We start from the raw sequence: 17813 nt of genomic DNA, 5'->3' as shown, positions 1-17813 counted from the left end.
ATCACTGGCACGCGGTATAATACTCTGAAGATTACATTATCCACGACGCGTGCTTAACGAATTCGCTTTGCAACACGGTCGCTTTATCCCATTCGCCATTCATTGCCAGCTGATGACAGAGGCGACTCAGGGAGTGGCGTGCCAGTTGCCAGGCTTGCATCCGGAACAGGCGTTCGCGGTCGGTGTTGCTCAGCTCAACAACCAGTCGTTGATGGAGTTTTCCCAGCGCGTGAAGATAGCTTTGATCGTCGCCATTCAGCTGGCAGAGTTCGGCCATGTCGAGGCAGGTATCATTGAACTTACGCAGTTGTTCAATGGAACAGTCGGGCCGGTTTAACTTAGCCTGCGCCATGTAAAAGTCGACGGTGATATCACGTACGGAAAACGTGTACTCATCAATTTTATGTTGCAGCCACGCACTCATCGACAGATTCATTACGGGTTCCAGTCGCGCTAATGATAATCATTATCATATTATAACTGCGATATTATTCAATCGTAACGTGGGAATTTTTATTGATATACCTCACCTGTCAGAAAAATCGGTGATAACGATAACCGCGTCACGGTGAATAACGAGAATGAGTTAGAGAAAGTATTCGGTTTAGATAACAAAATATAAACATCTTATTTTCAAACGCTTATCTTTTGAGACGATGCGTCTTTCAGGCAAAGCGCAATCTTTTTTACAGGGTCTAAACTTAGTCAAGAGTTCCCTAAAAGCACCTTTTGTCCTTTATCCCTGCAAAACAAGAGGTTGAAGTGATTCTGGTAATCACTAACATAGGGGCACTAGCCCGAAGGGCTATCGTATCGCGAGGTAAATTATGCAATCAGCAAATCCTGCCACTTTTTCTCCGGATGAGTACATCTGGAAAGGGCTGACGCTTACTGACAGCGCAGCAAAGCAAATCATCAATCTGGCCGCAGGTGACCCTGAGATTAAGGGCCTGAAGCTGGGTGTCAAAACCTCTGGCTGTGCCGGATTTGGTTACACCATGGATATGGCGAAAGAATCGGCGGCGGATGATTTGGTGTTCAGCCATAACGGTGCGTTGTTATTCGTGCCCCTGCAGGCGATGCCCTATATCGACGGTACGGAAGTGGATTTCGTGCGCGAAGGCCTGAACCAGATTTTCAAATTTAATAACCCTAAAGCTCAACACGCCTGCGGCTGTGGTGAGAGCTTTGGCGTTGAGTGAACCCTATGTCTCGTAATACTGAAGCATCTGACGATGTACAGGTTTGGGAAGGCAGCCCTCAGAACTACAAAGAAGGCTTTTTTACCCAACTGCAAACCGAAGAGTTTGAACACGGCATCAATGAAGATGTGGTGCGCGCAATCTCGGCTAAACGTAACGAACCTGAGTGGATGCTGGAATTCCGCCTGAAGGCCTTCGCTGCATGGCTTGAAATGGAAGAGCCACACTGGCTGAAAGCCAACTACAAAAAGCTGGATTATCAGGATTACAGCTACTATTCCGCGCCGTCCTGCGGCAACTGTGATGACAGTTGTGCCTCTGAGCCAGGTGCCACACAGGCTTCAGGAACCGATGCGCCCAACTACCTGACCCAGGAAGTGGAAGACGCCTTTAAACAGTTAGGCGTACCGGTACGTGAAGGCCAGGAAGTGGCCGTAGATGCGATCTTTGACTCCGTCTCCGTATCGACTACCTATCGCGATAAGCTGGCGAAAGAGGGCATTATCTTCTGTTCGTTCGGTGAAGCCATCCACGAGCACCCGGAGCTGGTTCAACAGTATCTGGGCACCGTTGTTCCGGCAAATGACAACTTCTTTGCCGCGCTGAACTCAGCGGTGGCCTCTGACGGGACTTTCGTTTACATCCCGAAAGGGGTGCGCTGCCCGATGGAGCTGTCGACGTATTTCCGTATTAACGCGGCGAAAACCGGCCAGTTCGAACGCACCATTCTGATTGCCGATGAAGGCAGTTACGTGAGTTACATCGAAGGCTGTTCAGCGCCGGTCCGTGACACCTACCAGCTGCATGCGGCGGTGGTGGAAGTGATCATCCACAAAGATGCGGAAGTGAAATACTCCACGGTGCAAAACTGGTTCTCCGGTGGCGATTCCGAGGGCGGTATCCTGAACTTTGTCACCAAGCGTGCACTGTGTGAAGGGGCGAACAGTAAGATGTCCTGGACGCAGTCGGAAACCGGTTCTGCAATCACCTGGAAATACCCGAGTGTGATCCTGCGCGGTGATAACTCGATTGGTGAGTTCTTCTCTGTCGCGCTGACCAGCGGACGCCAGCAGGCTGATACCGGCACCAAGATGATCCACATTGGTAAAAACACCAAGTCAACCATCATCTCTAAAGGTATCTCTGCTGGCACCAGCCAGAATACCTATCGCGGCCTGGTGAAAATCATGCCAACCGCCACCAATGCGCGTAACTTTACCCAGTGTGACTCGATGCTGATTGGTGCGGAATGCGGTGCACACACTTTCCCGTATGTGGAAGTGCGTAATAACACCGCACAGTTAGAGCATGAGGCCACCACATCACGTATTGGTGAAGACCAGCTGTTCTACTGCCTGCAACGCGGGATCAGCGAAGACGATGCGATTTCTATGATTGTTAACGGTTTCTGCAAGGATGTCTTCTCAGAGCTGCCGCTGGAATTTGCAGTGGAAGCGCAGAAACTGTTGGCCATCAGCCTCGAACACAGCGTGGGCTAACCTACGCACAGCATTGATATGGTGCCGGAAAGCACTACGAAGGAAACCTTATGTTAAGCATTAAAGATTTACAGGTCAGCGTTGAAGACAAAGCTATCCTGCGTGGATTGAATCTTGAAATCAAACCGGGCGAAGTTCACGCCATCATGGGGCCAAACGGCTCAGGGAAAAGTACCCTTTCTGCCACTCTGGCAGGGCGTGAAGATTATGAAGTCACCGGCGGCTCCGTGGAGTTTAAAGGTAAAGACCTGCTGGAACTGGCCCCGGAAGATCGTGCCGGTGAAGGCATCTTTATGGCTTTCCAGTACCCGGTTGAGATCCCTGGCGTCAGTAACCAGTTCTTCCTGCAAACCTCGGTTAACGCGGTGCGCAAATACCGTGAACAGGAAGCGCTGGACCGTTTTGATTTCCAGGACTTCATTGAAGATAAGATTCAGCTGCTGAAAATGCCTGAGGATCTGTTGACCCGCTCCGTCAACGTTGGTTTCTCCGGCGGTGAAAAAAAGCGTAATGATATTCTGCAGATGGCGGCGCTTGAGCCGGATCTGTGCATCCTGGATGAGACGGACTCCGGTCTGGACATCGATGCCCTGAAAATCGTGGCAAACGGGGTTAACAACCTGCGTGATGGCAAACGTTCATTCATCATCGTCACGCACTACCAGCGTATTCTTGACTACATCCAGCCGGACTTCGTCCATGTGCTGTATCAGGGCAAAATTGTGAAATCAGGTGATTTCTCACTGGTTAAACAGTTGGAGGAGCAAGGCTATGGCTGGCTTACCGACCAAGAGTGATAACGCGCTGCAACAGTGGCATCACCTGTTTGAAACGCGTGGTGAAAGCCGTTCGTTGCAGGCTCAGCAACACTGGCAGCAGCTGCTGCGCTTAGGCCTGCCTACGCGTAAGCAGGAAAATTGGAAATACACGCCGCTGGACCAGCTGCTGGGCCATCAGTTTGTGCTGCCTCAGCCTGCTGAACTAAATACAGACGCTATCGACGACGTGGCACTGGCGATTGATGCTGTGCGCCTGGTGTTTGTTGATGGACGTTTTGCACCGGCCCTGAGTGACAGTGAGTATGACCTGTTCGCCATTCAGGTGACTCAGGCCGCGGAACGTCGCGAGTTGAGTGCGCCAATTCAGCCCGAAGTGTTCCTGCATCTGACAGAAAGCCTGGCAGAGGAAGTGACGACCATTCAGTTGGCACGTGGTAAAGCAGCAGCACGTCCCCTTTACCTGCTTCACATCAGCAGCGGCAGTGCGGCAGGCGAGATGAACACCTCTCACTATCGTCACCATCTGGTGCTGGAAGAAGCGTCGGAAGCGACGGTGATTGAGCATTACGTCACGCTTAACGCCTCAACGCACTTTACCGGTGCGCGTTTCACCGCCGATGTGGGCAATAACGCGCAGCTGACGCACTACAACCTCTGCTTCGAAGATCAGAGCAGTTATCACTTCTCACATAACGACCTGATGCTGGGCCGTGATGTGCGCGTGCAGAGCCACAGCTTCCTGCTGGGGGCGGGTCTGACCCGTCACAACACCAGCAGCAAACTGGAAGGCGAGGGCAGCGACCTGGTGATCAACAGCCTGATGCTGCCGCTGGACAAAGAAGTGTGTGACAGCCGCACCTATCTTGAGCACAACAAAGGCCATTGCCAGAGCCGTCAGCTGCATAAAACCATTGTGCGTGACCGTGCCCGTGCGGTGTTTAATGGTCATATTAAAGTGGCCAAGTATGCGCTGAAAACTGACGGTCAGATGAGTAACAACAACCTGTTACTGGGACGTCTGGCAGAAGTGGATACCAAACCGCAGCTGGAAATCTACGCTGATGACGTGAAATGCGGTCATGGTGCGACGATCGGTCGTATTGACGAAGAGCAGATGTTCTATCTGCGTTCTCGTGGGATCGACGAAGCCGCCGCACAGCGCATGATTATCTATGCGTTTGCCGCTGAATTAACCGAAGCCATTTCTGATGAAACGCTGAAAGAAGCCGTGATGCAGCGCATCGCGCAGCGTTTCCCTGGAGGCCTGCAATGAGTTTTGACCTGGCCCGCGTTCGGGCGGAGTTTCCGCTGCTGGCGCGCGAGGTCAACGGGCAACCGCTGGCCTATCTCGACAGTGCGGCCAGTGCGCAAAAGCCGCAGGCAGTCATTGACGCAGAAAGCCGCTTTTATGAACATGGCTATGCCGCCGTGCACCGGGGTATTCACACGCTGAGTGCGGAAGCCACCACGGAAATGGAAAATGTGCGCACTCAGGCCGCACAGTTCCTCAATGCGGCTTCAGCGGAAGAGATCGTCTTCGTTAAAGGCACCACAGAAGCGATCAATCTGGTCGCTAACAGCTGGGGCGGCAGCCAGTTGCAGCCGGGCGACAACATCATCATTACGGAGATGGAGCACCACGCGAATATCGTGCCGTGGCAGATGGTGGCACAGCGCACCGGCGCTGAAGTGCGCTTTATCCCACTGACTGCTAACGGTGAGCTGGATATCGCTCAGTTACCTGTATTGATGGACAGCCGTACCCGCCTGCTGGCGGTGACGCAGGTCTCTAACGTGCTGGGAACTGAAAATCCGGTGAAAGCGCTGGTCGCGCAGGCGAAAGCCGCAGCCGTGGTTACGTTGATCGACGGTGCGCAGGCCGTGATGCATCACCAGGTCGACGTCCAGGATCTGGACTGCGATTTTTATGTTTTCTCCGGGCACAAACTTTATGGCCCGACCGGCATTGGCATCCTGTATGGCCGTAAGGCACTGCTGGATCAGATGCCGCCGTGGGAAGGGGGCGGGGCGATGATTGCTACCGTCAGCCTGACCAAAGGCACCACCTTTGCTGCGGCGCCATGGCGCTTTGAAGCGGGGTCACCGAATACCGGGGCGATTATCGGTCTGGGCGCTGCCATCAAGTGGGTCAGCGATCTCGGGCTGGATGTGATTGCCGAACGTGAACAGCAACTGATGCGCTATGCACTGGATAAACTGGCCGCAGTGCCGGATCTGGTGATTTATGGCCCGCAGCAGCGCGCTGGCGTGATTGCGTTCAACCTGGGTAAGCACCATGCTTTTGATGTTGGCAGCTTCCTGGACCAGTATGGCATCGCGATACGTACCGGTCATCACTGTGCCATGCCGTTAATGCAGCATTACGAGGTACCTGCCATGTGTCGTGCCTCGTTTGTTCTGTATAATAGCGAAGAAGAAGTGGACCGACTGGCCGCCGGTTTAACACGTATTCACCGTTTGCTGGGTTAAGTTTCAACCCGCACCGACCCGCAGGGGCGAGGCATGCCTCGCCCTTTCGTTTTTAAGTGAGGAAGCAATGGCAACTCTGCCAGATAAAGACAAGCTGGTACGTAACTTCAATCGTTGCGCTAACCAGGAAGAGAAGTATCTGTACATCATTGAGCTGGGTGCGCGCCTGTCGGGCGAGGCGGAAACCCTTCAGCAGCCGGAAAACATCATTCCGGGCTGTCAGAGTCAGGTGTGGATTGTCGTCGACACCGATGAAACAGGCTGTGTTCGCCTGCAGGGCGACAGCGATGCCGCGCTGGTGAAAGGGTTGATTGCCATTGTCTTCGCGCTGTACCAAAAGATGACGCCGCAGGAAATCGTCGATTTCGATGTCCGCCCCTGGTTTGCCGACCTTTCACTGACGCAACAATTAACGCCGTCCCGTTCTCAGGGACTGGAAGCAATGATTCGTGCCATTCGTAAGAAAGCGCTGATTCTTACTCAGCCTTGAATTGCTACACTTCTCGGTAAGCACCCCGCCAGGCTACAGTGGGGTGTTTACACATCCAGATACCGGTTACGGGGGGATTTATCGTCCGCCATAAGCGAGTCAGGTTGTGTATCTATCCATTCATAACCGAGAAATGCGCATGAAACTTTTTTACCGCTTTGCCGGGATCTCTGTTCTTACCTTTCTTGCCGGGATGCACGCCGTTAGCGCAACCGAGTATCCGCTTCCTCCCGACAACAGCCGCCTGATTGGTGAGAACACCACTTTTGTCGTGCCCAATGACGGGCAGCCGCTGGAGTCCGTGGCAGCCAAATACAAAGTGGGCCTGCTGGGCCTGCTGGAAGCCAATCCCGGTACCGACCCCTGGTTGCCCAAAGCGGGTTCACAGCTGACCATTCCAACGCAGATGCTACTTCCTGATACGAAACGTGAAGGGATCGTTGTCAACGTGGCTGAACTGCGCCTCTACTACTATCCCAAAGATGAAAACAAAGTGATCGTCTATCCCATCGGTATTGGTCAACTGGGGGCGAATACCCCGGCAATGGTCACCAGCATCAGCCAGAAAATCCCCAATCCAACCTGGACACCCACTCCTAATATTCGTAAGCGCTACGCGGCTGAAGGTAAGACGCTGCCGGTAACCGTACCCGCAGGGCCGGATAACCCAATGGGGCTGTTTGCGCTGCGTCTGGCTTACGGTAAGCAGCACTATCTGATCCACGGTACTAACGCTGATTTTGGTATTGGCATGCGCGTCAGTTCAGGGTGCATCCGTTTGCGTCCGGACGATATCGAAGCACTGTTTAACAGGGTTCCTAAAGGCACGCGCGTGCAGATCATCAATCAGCCAGTGAAATACGCGATTGAACCGGACGGTAAGCGTTATCTGGAAGTGCATCAGCCGTTATCGCATAGCGAAAAGGACGACCCACAAACCATGCCGATTGCACTGACGGTGGCTGCTAAGAAGTTCATCAACAGTGATGCCAGCGATCGGGTAGTCATCAAAGCGGCGATTGAACGCAGAGCAGGGATGCCAGTGCTGGTCAACGAGGGTGAGAAAGTCGATGGTAACCGTGAGTTGCCTGTTAACGATGATAAACAGCATCCTGCTGCTTCGGAGGGCAAATCTGCACCAGTGACTAGTATTGGGGCTGGTGGGGCTTAGAATCGTTTACAGGGCGTTTTAGACGGGGTTGGACGCATGGTGGAAGACTCCGGATAACAGGCAAAAAAAATGGCGCACAATGTGCGCCATTTCATTACCAGAACTCTTACTTACGGTAAGAGTGAGCCTGGTTGTCCAGACGCTGGTTAGCACGAGCTGCGTCATCTTTAGCAGCCTGAACGTCAGAACGGATTGCGTTCACGTCGTTGCTCAGCTGGTCAACTTTAGCGTTCAGAGTCTGCACGTCGGTAGACAGCTGATCGATTTTAGCGTTGCTTGAGCAACCAGCCAGCATAGTTGAAGCCAGGATTACCGCGCCCAGTACCAGTTTAGTACGATTCATTATTAATACCCTCTAGATTAAGTTAATCTCCATGTAGCGTTACAAGTATTACACAAAGTATTTTCTAATGAGAATAATTTTTTGATGAGAAAGTGCTTAAACTTGATCGTTCGCTCAAAGAAGCATCTTATTTCTGATATTTTACAAAAAACGAAGCGAAAACAGGCGATTTTAATCGGAGGGAACGTCGTTTCTTCGGTAATTAAATCGTTAATTTCGATTGGACGCTTTGTGAAACGTCTTACGCAAGTTGTAAAAAAAGCGCCACTGAGGGCGCTTTTTAAATGCAAGGCGTAATTTTTAATTACAGAACGTGCACTGATGCAGTATTGGTCGTTCCACTTGGTACCAATGCACCAGAAACCATGACCACTACATCGCCTTTCTGCGCGTAGCCGCTGGCTTCTGCCGCTTCTTTACCCAGACGGTAGAAATCGTCAGTTGAGGCGATTTCTTTCACCACGGAAGTGATGATGCCTTTACTGAGCAACAGCTGACGTGAAGTCTGCTCGTTTGTCGTCAGGGCGAGGATCGTTGCATTCGGGAAGTATTTACGAATGGACTTCGCAGACTTGCCGCCTTCAGTGGCAACCACAATCAGTGGCGATTCCAGTTTCTCAGCCGTTTCTACCGCTCCACGACAGACTGCTTCAGTGATACGCATTTTGCGGTTGTCGTGCTGGGAGTCGATGCGGCTTTTCATCACGCGGTCGGTACGTTCGCAGATGGTGGCCATAATGGTGACAGACTCCAGCGGGTATTTCCCTTTGGCGCTTTCACCAGACAGCATCACAGCATCAGTGCCGTCGAGAATGGCGTTGGCAACGTCACCGGCTTCCGCACGGGTAGGGCGCGGGTTTTTGATCATCGAATCGAGCATCTGAGTGGCGGTGATCACCACTTTACGTGCACGGTTACACTTCTTGATCATCATCTTCTGAGCGAAGATCACTTCTTCAACCGGGATCTCAACGCCGAGATCACCACGAGCGACCATGATACCGTCAGAGGCATCAAGGATTTCGTCGAAGTTGTTCAGGCCTTCCTGGTTTTCAATTTTGGAGATGATCTGGATATGCTCGCCGCCGTGCGCTTTCAGATGCTCACGGATTTCGATCACGTCTGAACGCTTACGGATGAACGAGGCAGCAACGAAGTCGACGCCTTGCTCACAGCCAAAGATCAGGTCCAGCTTGTCTTTTTCAGCCAGCGCAGGCAACTGAATGGAAACGCCCGGCAGGTTAACGCCTTTGTTCTCGCCCAGGTCACCGTTGTTCAGCACTTTACATACCACGGTGCTTTCAGTGACTTCGATAACTTCCATACCGATCAAACCGTCATCCACCAGTACGGTGTTACCGATTTTCAGGTCAGAAGCGAAACCAGCGTAAGTCACCGCGACGGTATCGGCGTTACCGATGATGGTCTGGTCGGTGGTGAAGGTGAAGGTCTGGCCCGCTTTCAGGGAGGCATCGTTACCGCCTTCCAGCTTCATCGTACGGATTTCAGGACCTTTAGTGTCCAGCAGAATGGCAGCCTGGTGACCGCTTTTGCTCATGACGGAGCGCAGGTTAGTAATACGCTGGCCATGTTCTTCATAATTCCCGTGGGAAAAGTTCAGACGCATCACGTTCATACCGGCATCAAGCAGGTTAGTCAGCATCTCTTCAGATTCGGTTTTTGGGCCGATAGTACATACGATTTTAGTCTTTTTCATGACGATTTATCTATTAAGTTGTGATGGATGATTAAAGATGGATCCCGGCGGTGTTTCCCCCGGAGGAAAAAATTTGCGTTATGAAAACGTCGATACTGAGTAAGGATAGGTGACAGAATTAAAGCATGCAGGGTAAGTTGAGACGTGGTTTCGGCGCAGGCGCAGCAGGACGTTGCGCAACAGGTACTCGTTATAAATTGAGGGGCAACCATACGCTGAAACCATTCAAGTGAAACAACGTTCCGTATTATAGTCGCTAAGTGTTCGAAAACCAATTAAAAAGCGTGAAATAGCATGCAGGAATGATGCGCATCAAATTCGTTGCGCAAACCAGCACTAAGTAAGGTTAATCTGAAAGTCTGGTTGAGGGCAAAAAAAGGGGATGTGGTACGTTTCGTGGAACAGGGCAAAGCCTTTTGAGTAGGGTAACACGGGTAGGGTGATGCTTCGGAAAGGAATTTGGTGCGTCTGAATGGACTCGAACCATCGACCCCCACCATGTCAAGGTGGTGCTCTAACCAACTGAGCTACAGACGCATAATTTGCTTCGTCTTTCATACTACTGCTTTGTTGGCTGCTTTCGTTCACCCCAGTCACATACTGATGTATGCTCCTGCGGATTCACTCAATTGCCGCCGCGCATTAGCACGAAATACTCGCCACTTGTTATTCGCTCATCTTTCTTTGGAAGAAAGATGGTGCGTCTGAATGGACTCGAACCATCGACCCCCACCATGTCAAGGTGGTGCTCTAACCAACTGAGCTACAGACGCAAATTGTTGTCGTGGTGACAACGGGGACGAATATTAACGACACCCCGAACGCCTGGCAAGGAGAAAAAAGGATTTTTGCGTCTGATTGCTGCGCAACTGTGCGAAGCGCAGCAATTTTAATCATTTTCCCCGGGTTTATCAGAAAATTAACGCGCTGCACGCGTGAGAATCATCTCCGCAGGCTGACGTTGCAGACGGCGCATCCGCCAAATCATCATGACGGCAGAGGAGGTCAGTCCAATGATAAAGCCGGTCCAGAATCCTGAAGGGCCCATTGCCGGGACCACCCAGTCGGTCATCGCCAGCACGTAACCGCTCGGCAGGCCGAGGATCCAATAGGCGACGAAGGTAATAAAGAAGATTGAACGAGTGTCTTTATAGCCACGCAGGATGCCGCTGCCGATCACCTGAATGGAGTCAGAGAATTGATACACCGCCGCCAGGAACATCAGCTGTGCTGCCAGCGTAATCACCTCAGGGTTATCGGTATACAGCAGGGCGATCTCTTCGCGGAACGTCACGGTGAACAGCGCGGTGAGACAAGCCATACAGATGCCCACGCCCTGTGCTGTCCATGCGGCGACCTTTGCCTGCTCAACCGAACCCTGACCCAGCCGGAAGCCTACGCGGATGGTGGTAGCGACCCCCAACGACAAAGGCAGGACGAACATCAGTGAACTGAAGTTCAGGGCGATCTGATGGCCCGCGACTTTGACGATCCCCATCGGAGACACCAGCAGGGCCACGACAGCGAACAATGTCACTTCAAAGAATAGCGCCAGCGCAACCGGCAGACCAAGCCCGGTCAGACGGCGTAATGCTTTCCAGTCTGGCGGACTGAAACGTCCCTCAACACGGATATCGCGCATTGATTTGGCTCGATTCACCCAGGCCTTCATCGCGATAAACATCACCCAGTAGACCGATGCGGTTGCCACGCCGCAGCCAATACCGCCCAGTGCAGGCATGCCAAAGTGACCGTAGATAAAGACGTAGTTAACCGGGATATTCACCAGCAGCCCGAGGAACCCCATGACCATGCCGGGTTTCGTTTTGGATAAACCTTCACACTGATTACGGGCGACCTGGAAAAACAGATAACCGGGAGCGCCCCACAGCAAGGCGTGCAGGTATCCCACGGCCTTTCTGGATAATTCCGGGTCAACATTGTGCATGGCGCCAATCAGGTATCCGGCGTTATACAACACCACCATAATCAGCACAGAGACCATCGCTGCCAGCCAGTAGGCCTGGCGAACCTGATGCGCAATGCGCTCACGTCGGCCAGAACCATTAAGCTGAGCCACCACCGGCGTCAGCGCCAGGATCAAACCGTGACCAAAAAGAATGGAAGGTAACCAGATTGAGGTTCCTACTGCAACGGCGGCCATATCCGTGGCGCTAACGGCACCGGCCATCACTGTATCAACAAAGCCCATGGAGGTTTGCGCAACCTGCGCAAGGATCACCGGGATAGCAAGGGCTAATAACTGACGCGCCTCTAAGAGGTACTTCTGCACACATACACCTTTTTAATTTTTCCGCTATGTTTCGCGACGTTTTACTGCGACGTGAAATCCATTGGGTAGTTGAATGATGAAAGACACTGCTGAAGAAATAAACGGCATTTGCGATGATGCCAGCAGGGCAGGCGTTCCATTCTAGTGTCAGCGGTGGAAATAGCCAATCTTCTGATAAAAGAATCGCTCTTTATGTCACGCAATTAAACGGGACTTTATTTGGTTTTGTGGCGATGCCAGGGCAAACTAACTGGAGCGAAAACACATTGATTGAGGCAACAGCTATGTTTACCGGTATTGTGCAGGGCACCGCGGAGGTGCTGGACATTGACGAAAAACCTAATTTTCGTACCCATGTGATCAGAATGCCGGAGGCATTATTGCCCGGGCTGGAACTGGGTGCGTCCGTTTCCCATAATGGTTGTTGCCTGACGGTGACCGAAGTCGATGGCGACCGCGTTAGCTTTGATCTGGTAAAAGAAACGCTGCGTATTACCAATCTGGGCGATCTGAAAGTCGGTGATACCGTTAACGTTGAGCGTGCAGCAAAATTCAGTGATGAAATTGGCGGTCATTTGATGTCAGGTCATATTATGACCACGGCAGAGATCAGCAAAATACTCACCTCGGAAAACAATCGCGAAATCTGGTTTAAACCGCAGGATGCCAGTCAGATGAAATATATCCTGCATAAAGGATTTGTTGGCATTGACGGTATCAGCCTGACGGTAGGAGAGGTGACGCGCACAAAATTCTGTGTTCATCTGATCCCCGAGACACTGATGCGCACCACCTTAGGCAGCAAACGTCTGGGGCATCGTGTGAATATTGAGATCGACCCGCATACGCAGGCGATTGTGGAAACCGTTGAGCGTGTTCTGGCTCAGCGTGAAGCGGCATTACTGGCTGCCGCAGTCAGCGAACAACAGGCTGAGAGCCCGGAAGCGTAATGCGATAAAAAAGGGCGACATGACGTCGCCCCTGCTAAACAGAGTATGTCCTAACGCGCAACGCGCAGTCCACCTTGTTTGCCATGGGTAAATACCACCTGCCAGAGCTGAATATCCCTTGCCCGAAACGCCCCCGCACAAGCATTCAGATAGTAAGTGAACATCCTTTTAAAACGCTCGCCATATTTATCCGACAGTTGAGGCCAGGCGCTAAGAAAACGCTGATACCAGTGCATTAACGTCACATCATAATCAGCGCCAATATTGTGCCAGTCTTCCATCACGAACCAGGGTTCGCTGGCGGCGGCAATATGACGCACAGAGGGCAGGCAACCGTTAGGGAAAATGTATTTGTCGATCCACGGGTCAACATCATTATTGGTTTTGTTAGCACCAATGGTATGCAGCAGGAAAATACCTTCCGGTTTCAGATTACGATTCACCACATCAAAATAGGTAGCGTAATTTTTCGGCCCGACATGTTCAAACATTCCGACAGAAACAATACGGTCGAACTGCTCAGACAGGTCGCGATAATCCTGAAGCAAAATCGTCACATTCAGCCCTTCGCAGCGCTGTTGCGCCAGCTTTTGTTGTTCGGCGGAAATGGTAACACCCACAACATTTACGCTAAAGTGACGCGCGGCATATTCGGCCAGACCTCCCCAGCCACAGCCAATATCCAGTAAAGACATGCCCGGTTCCAGCTGAAGTTTTTCACAGATCATCTGCAATTTGGCTTCCTGAGCGTCTTCCAGCGTACGGGCTTCTTTCCAGTAACCGCAGGAATATTGCATATAAGGATCGAGCATGTGGGTGAAGAGATCGTTACCCAGATCATAATGCTCTTTGCCAACAATCCACGCGCGTTTGCGCGTTTGCAGATTCGTGAGTCGGGAGGCCACAACACGCAAGGTGTCGCGGAAATGGTGAGGGAGTTGCTGATCTAATTTTGACTGCAAAACACGCTGGAAAAAGATATCCAGGCGTTCGCATTCCCACCAGCCATCCATATAGCTTTCACCTAACCCCAGCGATCCTTCCTGCAGAATGCGTTTAAAAAAATCGGGGTTGGTAATCTGGATATCCCAGGGACGGGAACCATTGATTTCAATATTGGCCTGACTCAACATTTCCTGGACGATTCGATACCACGGGTTGTCGTCAAGGCTCACTTCTTCTATACACGATGAACTCATAGCTTCTCCATCACCCTGTGTGATTAAAACCTGAGAAAAAGAATTGTCTGTTTCTACAGGCCTGTGAGAGCACTCACGGCGAATGCCGCAGTCTGATATCCGACGTTAAAAAAGAGGTTTGATGTGAAACTGACAGAGGTCGTAACGTAGTCACTCGGAACAACTCCATGACAACCCTGTCAGGAACCAACAGTGGACGACGACAAACGCCATCGCCCACTCAAAAATGGTGTTAAGTTGTTATTTTATATTGCGCTGAAAAGTATATGCCCACGAAAGGTAATATTCAATTCATTATTGTTAGGGCGCTAACTAAGTGTTTTTACAGGATTCCACCTGGCCCGGCGCCGTCAGGTGGGGCTGTTTTTGCTCCGCCAGTCGCTGGACGATATAGCCAACGACAGCCAGAACAATCGTGCCAGCCATCACCAGCGTAGTGGTCTGTAACGGGGATTCAATCCATGTTGACACCGCCAGACTGGCGAAAAAACAGAGGCCGAGCTGCAACATATTCTGCAAGGCGGCGGCTTTACCGGTCGCCTGGGGGAAGGGCAGTAACGCACTGGACACCACAATCGGGTAAATCGCACCGTTTGCCATCGCCATTCCACAAAACGGCAGTAGCAATGCAAACAAGGAAGGCTGCGGCTGCAGTGAAACAAAATAGATCGCGAGAATGCTGACGCTGTAGAAGGCCAGCAGCCATGGCAACAATTGGCGCCCGGCAAAGTGGTTCAACAGGGCGCGGCAGCTAAACCCGCCGACAAGAAACGCCACAGTTTGCGGAACATAGCTGAGGCCAATATCTGCAGGGGACAAACCAAGGTTACCCAGAATGAAAGGGGAGCCGGTGAGCCAGGCAAAGAAGCTGGCAGAGCACGCGGCATAAATCGCCACGTTGCCACTGTAAATAGGCGACTTCAGCAATGTGAGGAAGCCAGGCGTGCGGGGCTTAACGGCAGCGTGATCGTCCACCGGGCGTGACGGCAAGCGCAATGTAGGGATCAGTAGCGCGAGACTGAGCAGTAACAGGACAACGAAAATAGAACGCCAGGAAAAGTGTTGCAGTAACCAGGCACCCAACAGGGGAGCCAGCGCAGGCGAGAGGGCGACCAGGGGCATAATGGTGGCAAAGACACGGTTGGCCCGCGGACCACTGTAGCGATCAACCACCAGAGCCTGCCAGCTCACCGCCGCAGCGCACACACCCACGGCCTGAACAAAGCGAACGATCAGCAACCAGAAAGCCGACTCCACCCACAGCATGGCTGCACAACCAACGGCGAACAGACTCAAGCCCATCATCAACACCGGTTTGCGGCCGATGCGGTCTGACAACGGGCCCCAGACTAGCTGTGCGCAGGCAAACCCGGCGAGGAAGATACTTAAACTGGCGCTAATGGCGCCGGCTTCCGTCTGTAAGTCCTGTTGCATCACGCCAAACGCGGGTAGGTACATATCGGTAGCAAGAAAGCCCAGCATACTGAGCAGCGCAAGGTAAATCATAAATCCTTTGGAACGCATGGTTTTTAACTCTTATTAGACAATTTTTTTACGCGTGCAGTGTAATCGCGTGCTGACCCGTCTGTGAAACGCTAATATTCGTGGGTTGCGATGAAAAATATTGAAGGCGAATCATGTGGTCTGAACATTCTCTTGAAGTGGTTGATGCGGTGGCGAGGACGGGCAGCTTTACCGCTGCTGCGGCGGAATTGCATCGCGTCCCCTCCGCAGTAAGTTATACCGTGCGCCAGCTGGAAGCCTGGCTGGCCGTGAGTCTGTTTGAGCGTCGTCATCGTGATGTGGAGTTGACGGACGCCGGACGGGTTTTCATTGAAGAAGGTCGTGCTGTTATCAAAAAAATGCTCGCCACCCGCACACGCTGTCAACAGGTGGCTAACGGCTGGCGGGGACAAATCAATATTGCGGTCGACAGAATTGTGCGCCCGGCACGCACCCGGCAGCTGGTCGTGGATTTCTACCGGCATTTTCCGGATATGGAACTGCATATCATGCCGGAAGTGTTCAACGGTGTGTGGGATGCGCTGGCTGACGGTCGCGTCGATGTTGCGATCGGTGCGACTCAGGCGATCCCGGTACGAGGACGTTTTGCTTTTCGTGATATGGGAAGTCTTAACTGGCGCTGCGTGGTGAAAACGTCACATCCTCTGCTGAGCCATGAGGGACCGTTAAGCGAGACGTTAATCCGTGAGTGGCCATCGCTGGTGCTGGAAGATACCTCACGTGCCTTGCCGAAACGCACCACGTGGACATTAGATAATCAACGACGGCTGGTGGTGCCTGACTGGGAAAGTGCGTTTGACTGCCTGCGAGCCGGGCTGTGTGTTGGGATGGTACCCGGTCATTTTGCCCAGCCCTGGCTGCAACAAGGCGTGTTAGGAGAAGTGACGCTGACGTCCCCGTTTCCCGACAGTCCCTGTTATCTCAGCTGGTCGGAACAAAGCGCCTCACCGGCGCTAAGTTGGTTACTGGACTATCTGGGGAGCACAGAAACCCTGAATGCAGAGTGGTTAAGCGAACATCCTGGCCAGTGGCAGGTGAGTGATTAACGGCGGTAGTCGCGGAAAGGACCATCGGCAACGGAACGACGCTCGATCAGTGAAGGGTGAACTTCAATGGTTTGCGGATCTTCGCGCTTGCTGGTAATACGGTCCAGCAACATATCAAAAGCGGTTTCGCCCAGACGCTCTTTTGGCTGGTGGACGGTGGTCAGTGCGGGCGTAAAGTAGCGGGCGTTGCGCACGTTATCATAACCGATCACTGAAATATCCTGCGGTACGCGTAGCCCCATTTCATCTGCTGCGCAAATCGCGCCCATGGCCATAATATCACCGCCACAGAAAATGGCCGTTGGGCGCTGCTTCTGCGACAAAATTTGCTGCATGGCGCGATAGCCAGAATCAGGTTCAAAATCGCCCTGCACCAGCCATTCATCGCGCAAAGTGATGCCCGCTTCTGCCAGTGCCTTCAGGAATCCGGCATGGCGGCCACCGCCTGTATTACGCTCAAGCTGGCCTGGGATCGCGCCGATATCGCGGTGCCCGCGTTCGATCAGGTAGCGCCCCGCCAGGTAACCACCCTCAAAAGCATTATCAAGCACGGTATCAGTGAAATCACCGCGTGATTCGCCCCAATCCATGACGACCATCGGAATATTACGGTTATCTTCCAGCATAGAAATCAACGTGTCAGGATATTCTGAACACATCACCAGCAGCCCATCGACGCGTTTTTGCGCCATCATTGACAGATAGGCCTGTTGCTTTTGCAGGTTGTTGTGCGCATTGCCCAAAATCAGCGTATAGCCTTTGGCAAAGCAGCGGTTTTCTATTGCTTCAATGATCTCTGCAAAATAGGGCGCTTCACTGGATGTTGCCAGAAGGCCAATGGTTTTGGTGTGGTTGACCTTCAGACTGCGGGCTACGGCGCTGGGGGAATAATGCAATTCTTTGATTGCAACCCATACCGCTTCGCGCGTCTCTTCGGCTACAAAGCGCGTTTTGTTAATCACGTGAGACACAGTGGTGGTTGAAACACCGGCGCGCTTTGCCACATCCTTAATTGTTGCCATGAAAATCGTACTCCTGGTGTTATCGTAACATTTTGATAACTAATTGGTTAAACGTTTGCCTGGGTACAGCCATTCCTGCCCGACCAGA

At 52.3% G+C, this 17813-nt stretch carries 16 protein-coding genes and 2 tRNA genes; 9 read left to right on the top strand and 9 right to left on the bottom strand.

The annotated features are described in order from the left end of the window. Positions 1–31: 31 nt before the first annotated feature. On the bottom strand, positions 32–436 hold the full coding sequence (locus tag FY046_RS13865) for a hypothetical protein (RefSeq protein WP_133845283.1): 405 nt from the start codon (positions 434–436) through the stop codon (positions 32–34). A 391-nt stretch (positions 437–827) separates the two neighbouring features. Between FY046_RS13865 and sufA the strand changes: the two genes are divergently transcribed. The 7 genes from sufA (at position 828) to FY046_RS13830 (ending at position 7631) form a co-directional block, all read left to right on the top strand. Next, positions 828–1202: a Fe-S cluster assembly scaffold SufA gene (sufA, locus tag FY046_RS13860; RefSeq protein ID WP_133845281.1), complete on the top strand. Its 375-nt coding sequence runs from the start codon at positions 828–830 to the stop codon at positions 1200–1202. Between the two features lie 5 nt (positions 1203–1207). Next, positions 1208–2701, top strand: coding sequence for a Fe-S cluster assembly protein SufB (sufB, locus tag FY046_RS13855; RefSeq protein ID WP_133845279.1), 1494 nt, complete (start codon positions 1208–1210; stop codon positions 2699–2701). A 50-nt stretch (positions 2702–2751) separates the two neighbouring features. Further along, positions 2752–3498, top strand: a complete 747-nt coding sequence (gene sufC / locus FY046_RS13850; RefSeq protein WP_133845278.1) for a Fe-S cluster assembly ATPase SufC — start codon at positions 2752–2754, stop codon at positions 3496–3498. Then, positions 3473–4753, top strand: coding sequence for a Fe-S cluster assembly protein SufD (sufD, locus tag FY046_RS13845; protein WP_133845276.1), 1281 nt, complete (start codon positions 3473–3475; stop codon positions 4751–4753). The genes sufC and sufD overlap by 26 nt, the downstream gene beginning before the upstream one ends. After that, a complete protein-coding gene (gene sufS, locus FY046_RS13840; protein ID WP_446186175.1) occupies positions 4750–5970 on the top strand; it encodes a cysteine desulfurase SufS in 1221 nt (406 codons plus the stop codon). Before sufD ends, sufS begins: the two co-directional genes overlap by 4 nt. A gap of 67 nt (positions 5971–6037) precedes the next feature. Then, positions 6038–6460: a cysteine desulfuration protein SufE gene (sufE, locus tag FY046_RS13835; protein WP_133845272.1), complete on the top strand. Its 423-nt coding sequence runs from the start codon at positions 6038–6040 to the stop codon at positions 6458–6460. A 139-nt stretch (positions 6461–6599) separates the two neighbouring features. Further along, positions 6600–7631, top strand: coding sequence for a L,D-transpeptidase family protein (locus FY046_RS13830; protein WP_446186174.1), 1032 nt, complete (start codon positions 6600–6602; stop codon positions 7629–7631). A 106-nt stretch (positions 7632–7737) separates the two neighbouring features. Here the strand turns inward: FY046_RS13830 and FY046_RS13825 are convergent, their stop codons facing one another. The 5 genes from FY046_RS13825 to FY046_RS13805 all read right to left on the bottom strand — a co-directional run bounded on the left by FY046_RS13825 (position 7738) and on the right by FY046_RS13805 (position 11984). Next, the gene (locus tag FY046_RS13825) at positions 7738–7974 is read right to left on the bottom strand and encodes a major outer membrane lipoprotein (protein WP_034895178.1); all 237 of its coding nucleotides are present in this window, start codon (positions 7972–7974) and stop codon (positions 7738–7740) included. 304 nt (positions 7975–8278) lie between these two features. Continuing rightward, positions 8279–9691: a pyruvate kinase PykF gene (gene pykF, locus FY046_RS13820; RefSeq protein WP_159337214.1), complete on the bottom strand. Its 1413-nt coding sequence runs from the start codon at positions 9689–9691 to the stop codon at positions 8279–8281. Positions 9692–10151: 460 nt separating this feature from the next. Then, a tRNA-Val gene (locus FY046_RS13815) sits at positions 10152–10228 on the bottom strand. Between the two features lie 159 nt (positions 10229–10387). Continuing rightward, positions 10388–10464 (bottom strand) — tRNA-Val (locus FY046_RS13810). 146 nt (positions 10465–10610) lie between these two features. Continuing rightward, positions 10611–11984 carry an MATE family efflux transporter gene (locus FY046_RS13805; protein WP_133845266.1) on the bottom strand — a complete coding sequence of 458 codons (1374 nt, stop codon included), beginning with the start codon at positions 11982–11984 and terminating at the stop codon, positions 10611–10613. Positions 11985–12268: 284 nt separating this feature from the next. Between FY046_RS13805 and FY046_RS13800 the strand changes: the two genes are divergently transcribed. Beyond that, the gene (locus tag FY046_RS13800) at positions 12269–12934 is read left to right on the top strand and encodes a riboflavin synthase subunit alpha (RefSeq protein WP_133845265.1); all 666 of its coding nucleotides are present in this window, start codon (positions 12269–12271) and stop codon (positions 12932–12934) included. 50 nt (positions 12935–12984) lie between these two features. On the opposite strand, the gene cfa is transcribed toward FY046_RS13800, so the two are convergent. Both cfa and punC read right to left on the bottom strand, forming a co-directional pair. Next, complete coding sequence (gene cfa, locus FY046_RS13795; protein ID WP_133845263.1) at positions 12985–14133, bottom strand: cyclopropane fatty acyl phospholipid synthase; 1149 nt, start codon at positions 14131–14133, stop codon at positions 12985–12987. A gap of 312 nt (positions 14134–14445) precedes the next feature. Further along, positions 14446–15657 (bottom strand): purine nucleoside transporter PunC, encoded by a 1212-nt coding sequence (gene punC, locus FY046_RS13790; RefSeq protein ID WP_167864604.1) that lies wholly within the window; start codon positions 15655–15657, stop codon positions 14446–14448. 113 nt (positions 15658–15770) lie between these two features. Here punC and punR point away from each other — a divergent pair, with 113 nt between their 5' ends. Then, positions 15771–16703, top strand: coding sequence for a DNA-binding transcriptional activator PunR (gene punR, locus FY046_RS13785; protein WP_133845259.1), 933 nt, complete (start codon positions 15771–15773; stop codon positions 16701–16703). Here the strand turns inward: punR and purR are convergent. Then, complete coding sequence (purR, locus tag FY046_RS13780; RefSeq protein WP_446186173.1) at positions 16700–17725, bottom strand: HTH-type transcriptional repressor PurR; 1026 nt, start codon at positions 17723–17725, stop codon at positions 16700–16702. The genes punR and purR overlap by 4 nt on opposite strands. Positions 17726–17813: the final 88 nt, after the last annotated feature.

Source organism: Erwinia sp. 1181_3 (assembly GCF_052824965.1).
Note: the sequence above shows the minus strand (reverse complement) of the source record. Positions and strands in the feature narration are given on the sequence as shown.

Coding starts and splice junctions, on each gene's coding strand:
- sufS (WP_446186175.1), top strand. CDS start 4,750: ATGAGTTTTGACCTGGCCCGCGTTCGGGCGGAGTTTCCGCTGCTGGCG.
- sufB (WP_133845279.1), top strand. CDS start 1,208: ATGTCTCGTAATACTGAAGCATCTGACGATGTACAGGTTTGGGAAGGC.
- sufD (WP_133845276.1), top strand. CDS start 3,473: ATGGCTGGCTTACCGACCAAGAGTGATAACGCGCTGCAACAGTGGCAT.
- FY046_RS13800 (WP_133845265.1), top strand. CDS start 12,269: ATGTTTACCGGTATTGTGCAGGGCACCGCGGAGGTGCTGGACATTGAC.
- punR (WP_133845259.1), top strand. CDS start 15,771: ATGTGGTCTGAACATTCTCTTGAAGTGGTTGATGCGGTGGCGAGGACG.
- FY046_RS13865 (WP_133845283.1), bottom strand. CDS start 436: ATGAATCTGTCGATGAGTGCGTGGCTGCAACATAAAATTGATGAGTAC.
- sufC (WP_133845278.1), top strand. CDS start 2,752: ATGTTAAGCATTAAAGATTTACAGGTCAGCGTTGAAGACAAAGCTATC.
- FY046_RS13830 (WP_446186174.1), top strand. CDS start 6,600: ATGAAACTTTTTTACCGCTTTGCCGGGATCTCTGTTCTTACCTTTCTT.
- sufE (WP_133845272.1), top strand. CDS start 6,038: ATGGCAACTCTGCCAGATAAAGACAAGCTGGTACGTAACTTCAATCGT.
- FY046_RS13825 (WP_034895178.1), bottom strand. CDS start 7,974: ATGAATCGTACTAAACTGGTACTGGGCGCGGTAATCCTGGCTTCAACT.
- punC (WP_167864604.1), bottom strand. CDS start 15,657: ATGCGTTCCAAAGGATTTATGATTTACCTTGCGCTGCTCAGTATGCTG.
- purR (WP_446186173.1), bottom strand. CDS start 17,725: ATGGCAACAATTAAGGATGTGGCAAAGCGCGCCGGTGTTTCAACCACC.
- cfa (WP_133845263.1), bottom strand. CDS start 14,133: ATGAGTTCATCGTGTATAGAAGAAGTGAGCCTTGACGACAACCCGTGG.
- sufA (WP_133845281.1), top strand. CDS start 828: ATGCAATCAGCAAATCCTGCCACTTTTTCTCCGGATGAGTACATCTGG.
- pykF (WP_159337214.1), bottom strand. CDS start 9,691: ATGAAAAAGACTAAAATCGTATGTACTATCGGCCCAAAAACCGAATCT.